Source organism: Adhaeribacter pallidiroseus (assembly GCF_003340495.1).
Lineage (GTDB): Bacteria > Bacteroidota > Bacteroidia > Cytophagales > Hymenobacteraceae > Adhaeribacter > Adhaeribacter pallidiroseus.
In genome coordinates this window covers 5,942,768-5,959,263 of sequence record NZ_QASA01000001.1, presented here as the reverse complement: position 1 = coordinate 5,959,263, position 16,496 = coordinate 5,942,768, and the positions used below count along the sequence as shown (strand labels likewise).

The following is a 16,496-nucleotide window of genomic DNA, read 5'->3' as shown; positions in this document are numbered from 1 at the left end:
CGATAAAAATCAGTTTTAATAAATCATGAAAAGTAAAATAAATTATAATTGCCTAAGATTATTGCTAGGCCTATTTCTGTTCATAGTTTTTTTAACCAGTTGCAACCGAGAAGGAAAAATTGAAGACACACCAACTTCCGGTAATATAAAGATTAGCATAGACGAAGCCTTTGAGCCTATTATTGATTCTCATATCTACGCTTTTCAAAAATTTTATAAGTATGCTAAAGTAACACCTGCGTATAAATCAGAAGCCGAAACGGTAAAAGACCTATTGCAAGATAGCGCCCGGCTTGTAGTTATTTCCCGACAATTAACAAATTCAGAGAAAGAAGTTTTTGCCCAGCAAAAAATTACTCCTCGTATTACAAAAATTGCGATTGATGGCGTAGCTTTGATTACGCATCCAACCAACATTGATACTACTTTTACAATGGAAGAACTACGCAATATTTTTAGTGGTAAGGTAAATACCTGGAAACAGCTTAACCCGACTTCTAAATTAGCCGATATTACCATTGTTTTTGATAATGCCGGATCCAGTACGGCCCGCTATATCACTGATTCTATAACCAATAATCAGCCTTTACCTAAAAATACTTTTGCCGCTAAAACCAACAAAGCACTAGTAGATTATGTGGCTCAAACGCCAAACGCCTTAGGCGTTATTGGGGTTAACTGGATTAGTGATTTTGACGACACAACTGCTATCGGTTTTTTACGTAAAGTAAAAGTTGCAGCGGTAAGTACTAATCCAGATAAAACAGTAACCGATTCGTATTATCAACCGTTTCAAGGATATTTAGCCCAAGAGTCTTACCCGTTGCGGCGAAATGTGTATATTGTCAGCCGGGAAGCTCGGGCGGGGCTTGGCACAGGTTTTGCGTCTTTTGTTGCTGGAGATAAAGGTCAGCGCATTATACTAAAATCAGGATTAGTACCTGCTACGATGCCCGTACGTATAATATCTATTAAAGAATAAACGTTAACCAACTACCTATTTTTAATTTAATAAACATTCTAAACCATGATCAAAAACTGGAAGTATATTCTAGCGTTTTCTGCTTCATTCGTTGCAACAACTGGTTTTGCCCAATCCGTGCAAGATATTCAACGATTAGTTGAAGTGGAACGTTACAAAGAAGCAAAAGCAAGCTTACGTCGACTAAGTACATCTAATCCGAATGAAGAGGTAAGCTACTATTTAGGCGATTTATATTTAAAAGAAGGTAAACCTGATTCTGCCAATGTAATATTTAGCCAAGCATTAGCTAAGGACGATAAATCAGCATTGAGCATGATAGGTTTAGGCAAAGTAGCTTTAGCAAAAGGCAATACGGCTGAGGCCGAACGTCAATTTGATGCAGCTGTAAAGCGTACCAAAGGGAAAGATGCTAATATTTTCAAACAAATCGGTCGCGCTTACGCCGACACAGATGTAAAAGATATTACAAAGGCTCTTGGTTACATAGGCGAAGCAAATAAAATTACTAAGAATAATGATGCGGCTGCCTATATTACTCTGGGTGATATTCATCAAAAAAACCCGAATGGTGGCGGTGAAGCCATGAACGCTTATGATCGTGCTATTCAAATAGACCCGAATAACGCTACGGCTTTCATGAAAAAAGGCCAGTTATTTGTAAGATCTAAGAATTACAACGAAGCCCAAGCAGCCTTTGAAAAAGTAATTGCTTTAAACCCAAATTTTGCGCCCGCTTACCGCGAGTTAGGTGAGATGAATTACTTCGTAGGTAAGTACGACAGAGCAGTAGAAAATTTTAAGAAATACCGCTCTATGGCTGAGAATTCGATTGACACTCAAATTAAATATGCGTCTTTCCTGTTCTTAACCGAAGATTACGCTGGTACCTTGGCTGAAGCGCAGCAAGTTTTACAGCAAGATCCAAACAACTTAGTGATGAATCGTTTGATGGCTTATTCACTATATAAAACCAATAAGGTTCCGGAAGCTTTACAAGCTATGGAAAAATACTTTCAATTAGCGCAAGCTGATCCAACTAAAATAATAGCTTCCGATTACGCTTATTATGGTCGTATGTTAGCTGATACCGGCAAGCCGGCAGAGGCAACTGCTAATCTGGAAAAAGCCTTAGCTATGGATCCGCAAAACTTAGATGTACAAAATGAGGCTGCTGGTGCTTATGTAAAGGCCAAGCAATATGATAAAGCTATTGCAATGTACAAAACTAAAATTGCTGCTAAACCTAGCTTAGTTGATAACTTTAAATTAGCGGATGTTTATCTAGCGGCAGAAAAATTTGATACCGCTGATTCTTTATACGCTGGTATTATTCAAGCCAGACCGGAATATGCGACAGCTTATTTGCGCCGTGCACAAGTTGCTGAAGCAAAAGATAAAGGACAAACCGGAGCAGCTAAAACAGCTTATGAGGAGTATATTAAAGTTGCTAGCCAAGATCCAACAAAAGCAGCTTCAAATAAGCAAGGATTATTTGTTGCTAATTATTATCTAGGTTTTCAGGCCTATAAAGCTAAAGATCTTGCTACTGCTAAAACCTACTGGACAGCTGCTAAGAGCTTAGATCCGACTAACAAAGACGTTGATGTTGCTTTAAAAAATATTGAAGCAGCTCAAAGAAGACCAGCTGCTACTACTAAAAGAAAATCTTCGTAGCTGGGTTAGTACATAATTAAATTTAAAAAGCCTGCTTCCATATCATGTAGCAGGCTTTTTTATGCCTCAGCGATAGAATAGATGTAAATGTTATTGAGTGGTACTACCAAGATGTAGTTTTTTATATCATTACACACCTCTATATCTCTCCCATTTTTCTAATACATTTTTAAAATCTGTAGGTAATTCTGAGTTAAAATGCATAATTTCTTTAGAGGTAGGATGCCGGAATCCAAGTGATTTAGCGTGTAAGGCTTGCCTAGGCATCAAGTCTAAGGCATTGTCTACAAAAGATTTCAAACTACCCGTTTTTGGCCCGTAAACTTGCTTGTCGCCACCATACGTAGCATCACCGAACAAGGGATGACCAATATGCTTTAAGTGAGCCCTGATTTGATGCGTACGGCCAGTTTCTAGATTACATTTTACTAGAGTTACATAGTTAAAAGCTTGTAATACCTGATAATGGGTTACAGCTGATTTTCCCTGTTCACCATTAGGATAAACAGCCATAATTTTACGGTCTTTTAAACTTCGGCCAATGTGGCCACGTATGGTGCCCACAGATTCCTTTGGAACACCCCAAATTAAAGCATAGTAAGTACGTTCAATTGAATGATCAAAAAATTGGCGAGCCAGGTAAGACATGGCATACTCTGTCTTGGCAATAACTAGCAAGCCAGAAGTATCTTTATCAATCCGGTGAACTAAACCTGGTCGTCTCTCACCATTTCTCCCAGTTGGCAAATTTTGCAAGTGGTAAGTAAGCGCATTTACAAGAGTACCCGTCCAGTTACTATAAGCCGGATGTACCACCATGCCTGCTTCTTTATTTACCAGTAGTAAATCGTCATCTTCATATATAATATCCAGTGGAATGTTTTCAGCCACTATATCGGTGTCGCGTGGTGGATCTGGTAAGGTTACCGTAATAATATCAGTAGGCTTTACTCTATAACTTACCCTAGCCGGCTCATTATTCACCCGAATGGATTCAGCCCGAATAGCATTCTGCAGTTTATTACGGGTAACATTCGGTAACCGGTCCATTAGAAATTTATCTAACCGCAATAGCGCCTGCCCTTTATCTACCACAATTCGTACGTGCTCGTACAAATCATCAGATTCAGTGAAACTTTCTTCGGGCAAAAGGTTTTCAAATATCATTACCTGCTTTTAGCTATTTTTAAAATTTTGATCGTATTTCAGCTTTTTACAGAACCAGTTCAGAACAAGGCTTTATTATTTAATTATAACTAGCTGTTATAGCTACTAATCATTTTCCACATTCAAGTAAAAGTTTAGCCAACTAAAAACAAAAAAGCCGATATATTGCTATACCGGCTTAAATTCGAAAATTATTCTATTACTTGTTTTTTTTGCCCGTAGCAGGAGCTATTGCTTTACCAGGAGATGTGTTGCTGGCAGCCGGAGCTTGTACGGCAGGAGCCGGCGCACCTTTGGCTGGCGGTGTAATACCCATCTGCTTTAAAACTAAATCAGAAATATTCCCATCTTCGGGAGCATGTAATAAAATAGCAGCGGTACCCGCACCCGCATCCGAGTTAAACACGTAAGTATAACCATTGCTTTTTGCTACATCATCAATAGCTTTTTGCATTTTTTTATAAGCTGGTTCTAATAAAGCTTGCTGTTTTTTCTGCAAAGAAACTTCGGCATTACGTTGAAACTCTTCGATGGAAGAACGCATATTCATAAGCTCTTTTTCTTTATCCTTCCGGATAACGTCCGTCATGGCTGATGCCCCTTTTTGATATTCCGCTCCTTTTGTTTCAAACTCTTTAACTTTAGTTTGTAACGAAGTTTCTAACTGAGTACTATATGTTTTTAAATCTGATTCGATTTGTTTACTCTCTGGCATTAAGCTTAATACATAATCTACGTTTGTATAGCCAATTTTAGGAGCAGCAGTTTGCGCCTGAGTGGATAACTGCGCAGTTACAAATAATAATGCAGTAGCAACGAAAATTTTAACTTTATTCATTTTAATCAATTAATTGGTTTACTTGTTTACTTTTTCTTTTGTCCAGATTTAGCTGGCGCTTTGCTATTAGTAGCTTTGCGGACAGCCGGATTTTGTTTTGAAGGAGTAGCTCTTTCGGTAGTATTACCTACTTCATCGTCTTGCGATTGTACTTGGCTGCCGGGAGTTTCTACATTAGCATTGGTTGGCCGGGCACCAGGGGTATTTTTCTCCGGCGAAGCCAACCCTAATTCTTCCAGTACATACTCGGTATAATCGTGCACCGGATTGGTATAAAGCATGACCAATTCGCTGGATTTATCAAAAACAATCTGTAACTGGCGTTTCTTCGCTACTTTTTCAATAGCATCGTATACTTCATCCTGCACCGGTTTTATTAATTCCTGCCGTTTTTTAAAAACGGAGCCTTCAAACCCAAAAATTTTCTTTTGGTATTCTTTTACTTCTTTTTCTTTTTCGACAATCTCGTCCTGCCGCTTCTTTTTCATTTCCTCAGTCAGCAGCACTTCTTCCGCCTGGTAAGATTTATACATCTTATCAATATTCTGATACATGCCTTCAATGTCTTTCTGCCAATTAGCCGAAAGCTTATCAATTTCTTTTTGAGCTGTATTGTAAGCGGGTACTTTACTTAATATAAACTCCGAATCTACGTAACCAAACTTCTGGGCAAACGAAACATTTGTTAAAAGAAGTAGTAAGATAACGAAAAACCAATATTTTTTCATTTTTAAATTATTTTAATTTGCTGTTCATTCGACTATAAACTTAGTAAACTACCACTTTTATATAGGATAAACACAGATTAGCAACTTTAAATTTCGTGCCACAAATATTTTATTTTGAATTGCTTACCGTATTTGCTGTCCAATAATAAAGTGGAACATACCGCCCGGTTTTGTACTAGGCACATTAGGTGCTGCTGGTACTTTATCAAAGCCCCAACCATAATCAAAGCCCAGTAAACCAAACGCTGCCATAAAAATACGGGCACCTATCCCGGCAGAGCGATAAAGTTTAAATGGATTGTATTGCTGATAAGAACCTACGTTGTTACCGGCCTCCGCAAAACCTAACACGTAAACCGTAGCTTGTGGATTAGGCGATACCAGATAGCGCAGCTCCGTTACAAATTTATTGTAAGCTACTCCACCCGTTTGGGAAGGACTAACCGATTCATCTTCATAACCACGTAAGCCAATATACTCGGTACCTACTAAGATATTACCGCCACCTAAACCGGAACCACCTAATTTAAAGCGTTCTACTGGTCCTACAGGTTGGTCTTTGCGATAACTTCCCAAAAATCCAAAGTGCGCCCGGGTATTTAATACCAATTTGCCTTTGCGGGAAAGAGCGGTAAAAAACGAAGCATCAAACATCCATTTATTAAACTCTATCCACTTCATAGCATCCCGATTTGGATCGAACAAAGAGTATGGAGGTGTTAAATTTACACTTAAGCTCAAGGTAGATCCACTTCTCGGAAAGGTTAACTGATCAATACTACTCCGCGATAAAGTATTAATAAATGAAACACTATTAAAGGTTCCGTCTTGGTAACTTCCAAAAATCGGATAGTTTTTAGAAATATACTGATTGAATGATAACGAGTGCGATAAACTAAAGTAGTTATCGGGCCAACTCAAGCGACGACCTAAACTCACTGAACCACCATTAATCCGAATTCCTTGGGTTTCTTCGCCATTACTGATAACCCGTGATACTGTCCGGTTAATTCCTACACTAAACGAATTCCGCTTCCGGCCACCTAACCAAGGTTCGGTAAAGGATAAAGAGTAAGATTGATACCGAACCCCATTCGCTTGAATATTTAAAGCTAAACGCTGTCCATCGCCACCCGGAATTGGCCGCCAGTTGCGGGGATCACCGGCTTTTTTCAGGGAAAAGTTATTTAGTACTAAACCTACCGTACCTACAATTCCGTACGGGCCACCCCAACCACCGGATAACGTAATCTGGTCGCTTGGTTTTTCGGTTACGGTGTATTTAATATCTACCGTGCCATCTTCCTGGTTCGGGATAGGATTCATGCCTATTTGTTCCGGATCGAAATAACCCAGGGTAGCAATTTCCCGCTGCGACCGTATTAAATCAGAACGGCTAAATTTCTGCCCCGGAATGGTGTATAATTCCCGTAAAATTACGTGGTCACTGGTTTTAGTATTACCGGCTACGGTTACTTCTTTAATCCGGGCCTGAGCGCCTTCGCGCACCCGCATTTCAATATCAATAGAATCACCTTCCACTAATACTTCTACCGGATCAATCTGGAAAAACAAATAACCATCGTCCATGTATAACGATGACACATCACTTCCATTAGGATTGTATTGCAAGCGTTTACTCAGTTCTTCTTTATTGTATACATCGCCTTCTTTAATCCCTAAAACGCTTCCTAATTGCTTGGCATCGTAAATGTAATTACCAGTCCAGGTGATGTTTCGGAAAAAGTATTTACGACCTTCGTCTACTTTAATTTGAATGGCTAATTTGCCATTCGGGCGCATGTACACCGAATCCGACACAATGGTAGCATCCCGAAAACCCTGTGAGTTGTAGTATTCAATTACGCTGTTTTTATCGGTTTCGTATAAAGGCCGGTTAAACTTAGAAGCCGTGAAAAGTTTATAAGGCCGCTTTTCTTTGGTTTTCTTCATTTTGCGGCGTAATTTTTTATCCGAGATAGCTTCGTTTCCTTCAAAAGCTATTTCTTCAATTTTAACTTTATTGCCTTTATCTACCGCAATATTTAAAATAACACTATTGGGCAATACCGAATCTGGTTTTTGAAATACATTTACTTTGGCGTTCATATACCCTTTTTCGAGGTAATAATTCCGCACGGTGTTTTTAGTTGTACTGAGTAATGCATCGGTAACTACTTTACCCCGAATCAGTTTTATTTTATCCTTTAAGGCATCAGCCTGCCCTTTTTTAATACCAGTAAAGTCAAACCGGGATAAACGAGGGCGCTCTGTTAAGAAAAAATCTAAAAAAACCTGATCGCCTTCTATTTTGGAAATAGAAACTTCTACGTTTCCCAGAATACCTTGGTCCCACAATTTATGGATAGCTTTGCTTAAGTCTTCGCCGGGTAATTTAATACGGTCACCTACGCGTAATCCGGTTATAGAGATAAGTGTATTCGGATCTAAAAATTTAGCCCCACTTACGGTTACCCCACCTACACGATATTCTTTGGGATTATTGTAATCCAGTTCCCCTACGGCGCCTTGGTTACCTAAATTTACTTGGGCAGATGCAGCGGTTGTTAGTAAAACAAATAAAAACAACCAGAAATATTTAATCATTAAGTAATACTTTTATTCGTTAATTGTTCACTGGTTTTACCAAAACGGCGTTCGCGGCTTTGGTAAGATAAAATAGCTTCGTGTAAATGCTGTTTCCGAAAATCCGGCCAGAGCAAGTTGGTAATGTATATTTCGGTATAAGCCAATTGCCAGAGCAAAAAATTACTGATGCGCATTTCGCCGCTCGTCCGGATAAGTAATTCCGGATCAGGCATTCCGGCGGTGGCAATATGCTCCGCAATTAGTTGTTCATTTATATCAGCAGGCTGCAATTCGCCGGCCGCTACTAAACCACTAATCTGGCGCATAGCCTGCGTTAAATCCCAACGCCCGCTATAACTTAAAGCAACATTTAAGGTCATGCGGGAATTATGCGCCGTAATTTCCATAGCTTCCAGCAACTCCCTCCGGCAGGTTTTTGGTAAGCTTTCGGTGTCGCCGATGGTTTGTAGTCGAATATTATTTTTATTTAAAGTAGCCGTTTCTTTCCGGATAGTAGAAACCAGTAACTCCATTAATGCGTTTACTTCGTATTGCGGACGATTCCAATTTTCGGTGGAAAAAGCGTACAGGGTTAAATATTCAATGCCCAACTCTGCAGCTCCTTCTACCGTATCCCGCACGGCAGCAATCGCATTCTGATGCCCGAATATTCGGGCTCCTCCCTTTTGTTTTGCCCAACGCCCATTACCGTCCATAATAACGGCAACGTGTTTTGGCAAATTGTTCAAATCTATTTTTTCTTGAAGATTCATTCAACCCAAATTTCCGCGCAAGTTACAAAAACCCTGGCAATTATGCGTTATGAATCCGTAATAAACAATTATTTCCTTTACCCAGCAGCAATGAGAAAAATTTAAAAAATAACTGATTTTCAGGAAGTAACATTATATAAAGCCTTGTTTACTGCCGCAGTACCAGCGATTTTAGCTTAAAGAAAGCTCCTGTAATTACATTATTGATTTTATTAATTAAACCGGGTATTTACCAGATGCACAACGCACCCGTGAGGTTGCCTGAGCAGATTTTTTTAAATTATTTGTAAGCGGCTGGTGGACAAAGCAATTTATAAAAGGTATACGAGAGGCTTAAGCCATTATAGAAGTACCAGTCGTTATTATAGGGATCGGTATGCGGGAGTTGGCGAGCAGATAATCCCGCGTAATCTTTGGTTTGCAGGTAATCTAACCGATCGCCGTTCTGAGCCAAGGTTTTCCGGGCGCCTACCTCTAAACCTAAATTCCAGTTATACGATAAGGCGTATTTAAAACCAATGCCGGTAGGTATAGAAAGAACAGTAGCACTTTCGGCGGGTTTTTCTCTGCCTTGTAATTCGGCTTTATTATTAAAGCGGGCAGCGGCAAAGCTAATAAAGTAATAAGGAGTCCAGCGGGTACGCCGCCGTTGGTTATAATAATCGAGAAAGTTGTATTCTAACCCAGCCGATAACTCTACCAGGTTAGTTTTAATATTTGCCTGCCGGAAAGTATTAACGGGCAAATCGGCGTTTTCATCTTTAGCCCGTAAAAAGCCAGCCATTAAATTAGCCTTTAAGGTAACTGGCTTAGAAATGTCTTTTTATAAAAGAGAACGGCTCCGGGACGATTATTTTGAAAACGGTAATTAGGCGCTACTTCGCCTTTATAAACCAACCCGCCTATGCCGCCGCCTATTTCGCTGGTATTTTGCGCAAATAATTTATTACAAAAAAAATACTCCTTACTGCTAAAAAAGTAATAAGGAGTGTAGTGCGTACACCTGGTTTGAACATGAAAAAACTAAATAAGTAAAGTAAAGTTTACTTCATCGTATTACCTTATTTTGGGATTTTTAACTTGTTTCGGTAAAATATAATACAAAGACACGCCCGTTGTAATATACCAATCTTTATCAGTTACATCGCCGCGCTGATCCCCTTTTAAACCAAAACCATTTATGTACTTGTAGCCATACGGATCGGTTAAAACCGGGGTAAAACCAGAATCGCCGCTCCGGTCTGATAGTAAAGCGGCATTGTTACCGTTAGCGGCAGCCAGTTCTCCTTTATCCGCGTAATTACTACTTACGTCGTCCAGGTAATCCGTAAAAGTTTTGCGCCAGCAAATTTCAAATCCTATATCAAAATTAGCATCCAGTTTGTATTTAGCACCAATACCAACCGGAATAGCTAACTGAATCTTCCGATACGGCTTGGGATAATTTTTACTTTCCCGATCCGGAACGTATTGCCCTTCGGTGCCCAAAGGCTGTAAAGCATGCCAACCGGCGGCCATGCCTTCCCCATTAAAATAAGCTTTGGGATTATGATGAAAAACACCTAAACCGGCAAAAACATAAGGCATGAAATCGGGCCGACGACGGTACGGAAAGCGGTTTTCGTATATTTCATATATGGCCACCGCGCTAAATTCAACCAGATCGTTCCGGAAATTTAAGTTGCGCTGAAACCGGGGCACATTATCTGATTCGTTTTCCGCGGCGCTTTTTGAATCATCCCCGTATAAACGGCCCCACATTATATTACCGCGCGCCGAGAGGCGGGGAGTAAATTTATAGGTGTAATTAGCACCTATATTTAATCGGGTAGAAAGCACCCGCAAACTAGCGATATTGGCATCGGGTGCCATTTCGCCAAAATAATTAATGGCATTCAGGTTAATTCCAATAGTAGAATACCGTCTTTTTTTCAACCAGCGTTGGCCATACGCATCGTAAACATGCAAATTAATGCCTGTTTTTCTATAACGCCTTTGCTTCGCCCAACTTTGACTATAAGCATCATTAACCGTTGTGGCTAATAAAAAAATTAAAAAAACAACCGAGGCACAACCAATTTTTGTTTTCACTTCCATCACAAGTATACTATGCTGCAGATATTGTTACTTTGCTGAATAGGTGTAATCTGTCCAAAATTAGAAATTTAATATAGATTAAAAAATATTTTTAACCAATCAGGGCATTCTTTATAAATCATTTCGCTTATCGAAGCCCCAATTTAACTTGGTCCGCAGCGTATTTAAGAAATTAGCCCCCGTAATTTTCACCAATCGCGCATTAAAGTTTTCCCGTTTTACGGCAATTTTAATGGAAGCATCTACCGGTTTAGACCGGGAATCGAGGGAAACTAAAAAATTATTACTGCGTCCTTCAATTTCAAACGATAAAACGCTCTTATCTGAAACTATTAACGGACGAACATTTAAATTATGCGGACATACGGGGGAAATAACAAAATTGTTGGTTTGCGGTAAAACTACTGGCCCTCCGCAACTTAAAGAATACCCCGTAGAACCCGTGGGCGTTGCTACAATTAAGCCATCGGCCCAGTACGAATTCAGATATTCGCCATCAATGTAAGTATGCACCACAATCATGGTGGAAGTATCTGTTTTTAAAATCGAAAACTCGTTTAAACCAAAATTAATCCCGTCGAATATTTCGGAATCGGTTTCGGCCCGGATTAAAGACCGTTCATCCAGGGTATACTGGCCCTGGTAAAGCGCCTCAATGGCGGGTGCGGTTTGGTCGAAAGGTACCGTGGCTAAAAAGCCTAAGCGGCCGGTGTTAATGCCCACAATGGGGATTTGTTTGGCCCCTACGTACGTAATGGTATCGAGTAAGGTGCCATCGCCGCCAATGCTTAACACAAAGTCTACTCCCAGTAGCGCATCGCCTCGCCGGAAAGTATCAACACCTGGCGGCAAATGGATATGGTTTTGCAGATAAATTTTAAAATATTCTACAATGGTTATTTCGGTGTGGCGTGCGGCTAGTTCATCAAAAAGTTTTTGAATGTACGGCAACAGCGCTTCGGTAAAAGGCTTCCCCAGGATAGCTACTTTCATGTAAAATTTTAAAATGGAATGCCTGTGTTCACAAAAAATCCGGTTTGCCCGGTGTTGGTTAAAGTATACTCCAAAGTAACAACTTTATCGTAATACGTAACAAGGTGCAAACCGATTCCTGCCGAAAGCAACAAGCGATTGGCAAAACTGTTTTCGGCCGAATAATATTTATCGTGGGCATACCCCGTATCGGTAAAGCCATTCAGGTAAATACTCAACGGAATCCGGTTAAACTTAGGACTTTTAATAAAACTTAGCTCTATTTCGCGGGGCGATAAAATATTCCGGGAAATGCTTTGCTTGGCTAAACCAAACTGTTGCCCGCCTACCACATACAACTGGTATCCTCGCACGAGTACCGTGCCATAACCCAATACCTGATTATCGGCAAAAGCAGGATGCTGCGTGAGCATAGATTTGCCTTCCAGACCAAAACTGTAAAACCAATTGGCGGATAAAGGAATATACCTACTGTATTTGGCCCGAAGGGAAGTGCTGGCATTACCCCCGCTATTATGGCTGTACAATCTTTGAGAAAAACCTATCTGCAAATAACTCCCCGATAATGGATACGAAAAAGTATTCCGGAAATTGCGGGTATGCACCAGGTTTACTTCGGCAAACTGCCTTTTCTGCTGACCTAGAAAATACACTGAATTTAAAATAAACGCTTCTCCGGAAATTTGTTGCCAGTTATAAGTAAAGGTAAGGGCAGTTTGGTGTTGCACATCGGGCCGGTAAAGCAAGCCCGGCGATACGTAAATGCGCTGCACGGCAAAACCATTATTCTGGTGCAGAGTAAGCAAGCGGTTATCTTCGGTGGTGTAATCTAAGGCGTGGCTGCGGTAAAACGAAGCGGCTAAAGTAGCTCCAATTTTTAAACGGCCAACGGTTGGTTTTCGGTAAAACACTTCCAATTTGCGATTATAGCCGTGCTGCACATTGGCCCGGAGCGTTTCGTTTAAACCCCGAAAATTTTTAACATCCAGGTGCAGGCCGTAATCAATCCGGTGCCAATCGTGGTGCTGCAGCCAGGCGTTAATATTGCGGTCAGCCAACGAAAAGATAGGAACCGGCCAAATGTACCAGCGTTCCTGCACCGTAAAAATAAGATGTAACTGCCCGTTTTCGCAAAGCGTGATGTAGCGCACCCAATGAAAAAGTTGTAAGTTATACAACCGCAACTGATTTTCGGCTAAGCGTTGCTTTAAGTCGGTAAGGGTTACCCCGTTGCCTTCTTGCAGGTTAAGCTCTGCCCGCAGGATTTTATCCTGCGTGATTTTATTACCTTCGAACTGAATGCTGCGGATCTGCACTTGCCCCGAGTCGGTGGGGCAGCCGAATATGTTTTGCGCAGAATCAACCGAAATACCCGGTGCCGACCCAGCAGACATTTGTGCTATACTGGGTAGCCCACTAAAAAAGAAAAAAATTAAAAAAAACGGAAAACTCCGCACCGGTTATATATTAATAAACCGCAGAAGCATATCTAAACGGTCCTGGTCATCTTTCTCTTCGGTGGCATCCTGGTACTGGGCCGTAATGCGGTAATTAAAACGTTCGAAAGTAGCAATAATGCGCTTCAGGTCGCTGGTGTTAATCTTGAGGGTTAATCGAATTCGAAAAGGGTCTACTTCGTCGGGCGACACATAAGAACTCAGAATTTTAGCGTTGTTACTTTCCACTAAACGGCTGATTTCGGTAAGGGAATAATCGCGCTCGTTCATGCTGAGTACCAGAATACCGCCCTGCCCTTGCAAGGCTGACATTTGCCCGAAAGCCGAAATGGTATCGTTCACGGTAATAACGCCCAAAAACTCGCGTTGCTCATCGAGGACCGGCACCACCTGCACTTTATTTTTAATGGCCGTTTCCATTACGTTATAAAAATGCTGGTTGTGCAGCACAAATACATCTTCGTATCCAAAAGGAACCGTTTGTAAAGACTCATGGGCCACTTTGGCTTCCAGAATGTCTTCTTCGGTAATTAAACCTAAAAATTGACGCAGCTTTACCACCGGAAGCTGGTTTACCCGGAATTCTTCCATCCACCGCACCGCCTTGGCTGGCGTATCCGATAGCTTAAGGGGTGGAATCATTTGGTTTATTAGCTCTTCTGCGATCATGCGGTTTACTTCTGCCTTTCTGTTTACTATAGGTAAAACGGAAATTTATTTTATTTAATTCACTTACGTATTTTGCCGCTATTAGGGATTCAACTCCAGAAATTTCTCTAAATATTTATTAAAAACTTCGGGTTGTTCCATCATGGGCGCGTGCGAACATTTATCTACAAAATGTAAGATTGATCCTTTAATTAACCGGTTAAACTCATGCGCTACGTGCGGCGGGGTAATGGTATCGTTTAAGCCCCAAATCAAACACGTAGGCACGGTAATGCGGGTAATATCTTTTGTCATGTTATGGCGTTGTGCCGATTTAGCTATGGCAATAATCCGGAGCACTTTAGAATTACTGTTTGTAATCGAAAAAACCTCGTCTACCAGTTCTTTGGTAGCGGTTTCGGGTTGGTAAAAAGTAAATTCTACCCGCTCTTTTATGTAACCGTAGTTCCCGCGTTTCGGAAAGGTGCTGCCCATCGAATCTTCGAACAAACCCGAGCTGCCCGTTAGTACTAACCTTTTTACCCGCGAAATATTGTTAAGGGTATACACCAAAGCAATATGGCCGCCTAAAGAATTACCTAATAAGGTAAAGTTATTCAGGTGTTTTAAAGAGACAAATTTTTCTATAAACGTGGTTAAGCCGGGTACGCCTGCTTCGCGCAAGGGCATTTCGTAGATGGGCATTAACGGAATAACTACCCGGTAGCGGTCGGAAAAATTATTTATAACGCCCGCCCAGTTACTGAGTGCCCCAAATAATCCGTGGAGCAGCAATAGTACTTCGCCTTCGCCCTCGTCGATGTATTTAAAATCACCTTCTTCTTTAATTGTAAACTCCATTCCTCAGGATAAACCTTATTTTTTAAATTTTTTACTTTTTGATACCAGCAATAGTAACCCAATTACGCAGAATATGCAAGCCGTAAGTAGTTAAAGCAGCCTCCGGATGAAACTGCAAAGCATACAAGGGCAACGATACATGCCGGAACGCCATCAGTTCGCCGGCCGCCGTATAGGCCAAAGGTACCATGTGCACGCTGGGCTGCTGCAATACCAGCGAATGATACCGCACTACCGGCATGGTGCGGGGCAGGCCGGCAAAAATCGGATCGGGTGCGCAGGTAATTTCCGAAACTTTGCCGTGCATGGGTTTGATGCCTTTCACCAAGGTAGCCCCAAAAAACTCTCCCATGGCCTGGTGCCCCAGGCAAATTCCCAGCATAGGTAATTTATCGTGATAGAAATCTATTAATTCCATTAAAACCCCGGCTTCTCGCGGCTTGCCGGGTCCCGGCGACAGCACAATGGCCTGAAAATCTAAGAGCTGGATCTGCGCCAAAGGGACACTATTACGCACCACTTGGGCGGTTACACCCAACTGCCCGAAATAATCCAGCAGATTATACGTAAAAGAATCGAACGAATCTAAGAGTAAAATCAAAGCGCCGCGTAAAATTGTGGGGTGCGCCTGCTTACCGGCACGCTATAAATTTAAAATAAACCTTTTAAAGTGGTTAATAAAGAGGTAACAAATGGCAGAAAAAAGCCCAGCACTTCTAAGGCATAAGGCGTAGCTTTTACAATTACCGGGTAAAATTCCGATTTTTTAAGGGCGGTGTCGGTAATAGTAATGCCGGTTAAATTTAAACCGTACAAAAACAGACTAACGCCTAAGCACCAAATTAAGCCACCCAACACGCCGCCACCTAAGCTGTCGAACATACCCAGCGGGGTTAGGTGAATTACTTTTTTAGCCAGAATACCTACTACCCGCACCGCCATAATAATTAAAATAAAAACCACGATAAAGGTAACAAAAGGCAAAAAACCATAAGCTTCGCCAATAAACCCGCGCATAGTTGGAATAGCCAGGTTTAAAAACTGCAAGCCCAGAATAACCGCGATAAACCAAGCTACCAACGATACCACTTCGAGCAATAGCCCTTTTTGGAAACCTCTAAAGGCACCGTAGGCAATAGGCGCCAGCAGAAAAAAGTCAAAGGTAGTCAAGGTATAATTAAGCGTTAGTGTTATTTAATAATTGATTCACCGCTGCCGAAATAGCTCTACCATCGGCCTGGCCGCTGAGTTCGCGCGCCGCTACGCCCATAACTTTGCCTAAATCCGATGGACCGGTAGCACCCACGCGCTGAATAATTTCTACTAACCGAGCCCGCAAATCGCCTTCGTCTAACTGAGCCGGTAAATATTGTTCTATTACGGCTAACTGCGCTAATTCTACTTCTTCTAAATCTGTGCGGCTTTGCTTCGCAAAAATTTCGGCCGATTCACGGCGTTGTTTAGCTGCTTTGGTTAATAATTTTAACTCGGCATCGGTAGTTAAATTTTCAGAAGCGCCTTTTTCCGTTTCGGCCAATAATATTTGGGATTTTATGCTGCGCAAAGCTTCTAAACGAACTTTATCTTTGGCCAGCATGGCTTTTTTAATGTCGCCTTCTATTTTTTCTTTTAAACTCATAGTTTTTGATTTTTTGTTTTTCGGATGAATACAGATATTTAACTTTC

16 protein-coding genes are annotated in these 16,496 nt (G+C 41.2%); 2 read left to right on the top strand and 14 right to left on the bottom strand.

Annotated elements, in window-relative coordinates; translation table 11 throughout:
* Positions 1-25: 25 nt before the first annotated feature.
* Complete coding sequence (locus tag AHMF7616_RS23835) at positions 26-982, top strand: PstS family phosphate ABC transporter substrate-binding protein (protein ID WP_115375168.1); 957 nt, start codon at positions 26-28, stop codon at positions 980-982.
* 45 nt (positions 983-1,027) lie between these two features.
* Complete coding sequence (locus tag AHMF7616_RS23830) at positions 1,028-2,659, top strand: tetratricopeptide repeat protein (RefSeq protein ID WP_115375167.1); 1,632 nt, start codon at positions 1,028-1,030, stop codon at positions 2,657-2,659.
* A gap of 129 nt (positions 2,660-2,788) precedes the next feature.
* Here AHMF7616_RS23830 and AHMF7616_RS23825 read toward each other — a convergent pair whose 3' ends face one another.
* From AHMF7616_RS23825 to AHMF7616_RS23760, 14 genes are all read right to left on the bottom strand, one after another.
* The gene (locus AHMF7616_RS23825) at positions 2,789-3,826 is read right to left on the bottom strand and encodes an RluA family pseudouridine synthase (RefSeq protein ID WP_115375166.1); all 1,038 of its coding nucleotides are present in this window, start codon (positions 3,824-3,826) and stop codon (positions 2,789-2,791) included.
* A 199-nt stretch (positions 3,827-4,025) separates the two neighbouring features.
* Positions 4,026-4,664, bottom strand: coding sequence for an OmpH/Skp family outer membrane protein (locus AHMF7616_RS23820; protein ID WP_115375165.1), 639 nt, complete (start codon positions 4,662-4,664; stop codon positions 4,026-4,028).
* Between the two features lie 26 nt (positions 4,665-4,690).
* Complete coding sequence (locus AHMF7616_RS23815; protein WP_115375164.1) at positions 4,691-5,392, bottom strand: OmpH/Skp family outer membrane protein; 702 nt, start codon at positions 5,390-5,392, stop codon at positions 4,691-4,693.
* Between the two features lie 123 nt (positions 5,393-5,515).
* Positions 5,516-7,999: an outer membrane protein assembly factor BamA gene (gene bamA, locus AHMF7616_RS23810; protein ID WP_115375163.1), complete on the bottom strand. Its 2,484-nt coding sequence runs from the start codon at positions 7,997-7,999 to the stop codon at positions 5,516-5,518.
* A complete protein-coding gene (locus AHMF7616_RS23805; protein WP_115375162.1) occupies positions 7,999-8,754 on the bottom strand; it encodes an isoprenyl transferase in 756 nt (251 codons plus the stop codon). Before AHMF7616_RS23805 ends, bamA begins: the two co-directional genes overlap by 1 nt.
* 280 nt (positions 8,755-9,034) lie before the next feature.
* Positions 9,035-9,571 carry a type IX secretion system protein PorG gene (porG, locus tag AHMF7616_RS23800; RefSeq protein ID WP_449489620.1) on the bottom strand — a complete coding sequence of 179 codons (537 nt, stop codon included), beginning with the start codon at positions 9,569-9,571 and terminating at the stop codon, positions 9,035-9,037.
* 239 nt (positions 9,572-9,810) lie between these two features.
* On the bottom strand, positions 9,811-10,845 hold the full coding sequence (locus AHMF7616_RS23795; RefSeq protein WP_233507722.1) for a DUF6089 family protein: 1,035 nt from the start codon (positions 10,843-10,845) through the stop codon (positions 9,811-9,813).
* 117 nt (positions 10,846-10,962) lie between these two features.
* Complete coding sequence (locus AHMF7616_RS23790) at positions 10,963-11,844, bottom strand: NAD kinase (RefSeq protein WP_115375160.1); 882 nt, start codon at positions 11,842-11,844, stop codon at positions 10,963-10,965.
* An 8-nt stretch (positions 11,845-11,852) separates the two neighbouring features.
* Positions 11,853-13,238: a POTRA domain-containing protein gene (locus tag AHMF7616_RS23785; protein ID WP_115375159.1), complete on the bottom strand. Its 1,386-nt coding sequence runs from the start codon at positions 13,236-13,238 to the stop codon at positions 11,853-11,855.
* A gap of 66 nt (positions 13,239-13,304) precedes the next feature.
* Complete coding sequence (locus tag AHMF7616_RS23780; RefSeq protein WP_233507721.1) at positions 13,305-13,943, bottom strand: CBS domain-containing protein; 639 nt, start codon at positions 13,941-13,943, stop codon at positions 13,305-13,307.
* A 108-nt stretch (positions 13,944-14,051) separates the two neighbouring features.
* Entirely contained in the window at positions 14,052-14,810 is a 759-nt protein-coding gene (locus tag AHMF7616_RS23775) for an alpha/beta fold hydrolase (protein WP_115375157.1), read from the bottom strand.
* 31 nt (positions 14,811-14,841) lie between these two features.
* Positions 14,842-15,411, bottom strand: a complete 570-nt coding sequence (locus tag AHMF7616_RS23770; RefSeq protein WP_115375156.1) for an anthranilate synthase component II — start codon at positions 15,409-15,411, stop codon at positions 14,842-14,844.
* Between the two features lie 50 nt (positions 15,412-15,461).
* On the bottom strand, positions 15,462-15,980 hold the full coding sequence (locus AHMF7616_RS23765; RefSeq protein WP_115375155.1) for a CvpA family protein: 519 nt from the start codon (positions 15,978-15,980) through the stop codon (positions 15,462-15,464).
* 7 nt (positions 15,981-15,987) lie between these two features.
* Complete coding sequence (locus AHMF7616_RS23760) at positions 15,988-16,449, bottom strand: GatB/YqeY domain-containing protein (RefSeq protein WP_115375154.1); 462 nt, start codon at positions 16,447-16,449, stop codon at positions 15,988-15,990.
* Positions 16,450-16,496: the final 47 nt, after the last annotated feature.

Coding starts and splice junctions, on each gene's coding strand:
- AHMF7616_RS23835 (WP_115375168.1), top strand. CDS start 26: ATGAAAAGTAAAATAAATTATAATTGCCTAAGATTATTGCTAGGCCTA.
- AHMF7616_RS23830 (WP_115375167.1), top strand. CDS start 1,028: ATGATCAAAAACTGGAAGTATATTCTAGCGTTTTCTGCTTCATTCGTT.
- AHMF7616_RS23825 (WP_115375166.1), bottom strand. CDS start 3,826: ATGATATTTGAAAACCTTTTGCCCGAAGAAAGTTTCACTGAATCTGAT.
- AHMF7616_RS23820 (WP_115375165.1), bottom strand. CDS start 4,664: ATGAATAAAGTTAAAATTTTCGTTGCTACTGCATTATTATTTGTAACT.
- AHMF7616_RS23815 (WP_115375164.1), bottom strand. CDS start 5,392: ATGAAAAAATATTGGTTTTTCGTTATCTTACTACTTCTTTTAACAAAT.
- bamA (WP_115375163.1), bottom strand. CDS start 7,999: ATGATTAAATATTTCTGGTTGTTTTTATTTGTTTTACTAACAACCGCT.
- AHMF7616_RS23805 (WP_115375162.1), bottom strand. CDS start 8,754: ATGAATCTTCAAGAAAAAATAGATTTGAACAATTTGCCAAAACACGTT.
- AHMF7616_RS23790 (WP_115375160.1), bottom strand. CDS start 11,844: ATGAAAGTAGCTATCCTGGGGAAGCCTTTTACCGAAGCGCTGTTGCCG.
- AHMF7616_RS23785 (WP_115375159.1), bottom strand. CDS start 13,238: ATGTCTGCTGGGTCGGCACCGGGTATTTCGGTTGATTCTGCGCAAAAC.
- AHMF7616_RS23780 (WP_233507721.1), bottom strand. CDS start 13,943: ATGATTCCACCCCTTAAGCTATCGGATACGCCAGCCAAGGCGGTGCGG.
- AHMF7616_RS23775 (WP_115375157.1), bottom strand. CDS start 14,810: ATGGAGTTTACAATTAAAGAAGAAGGTGATTTTAAATACATCGACGAG.
- AHMF7616_RS23760 (WP_115375154.1), bottom strand. CDS start 16,449: ATGAGTTTAAAAGAAAAAATAGAAGGCGACATTAAAAAAGCCATGCTG.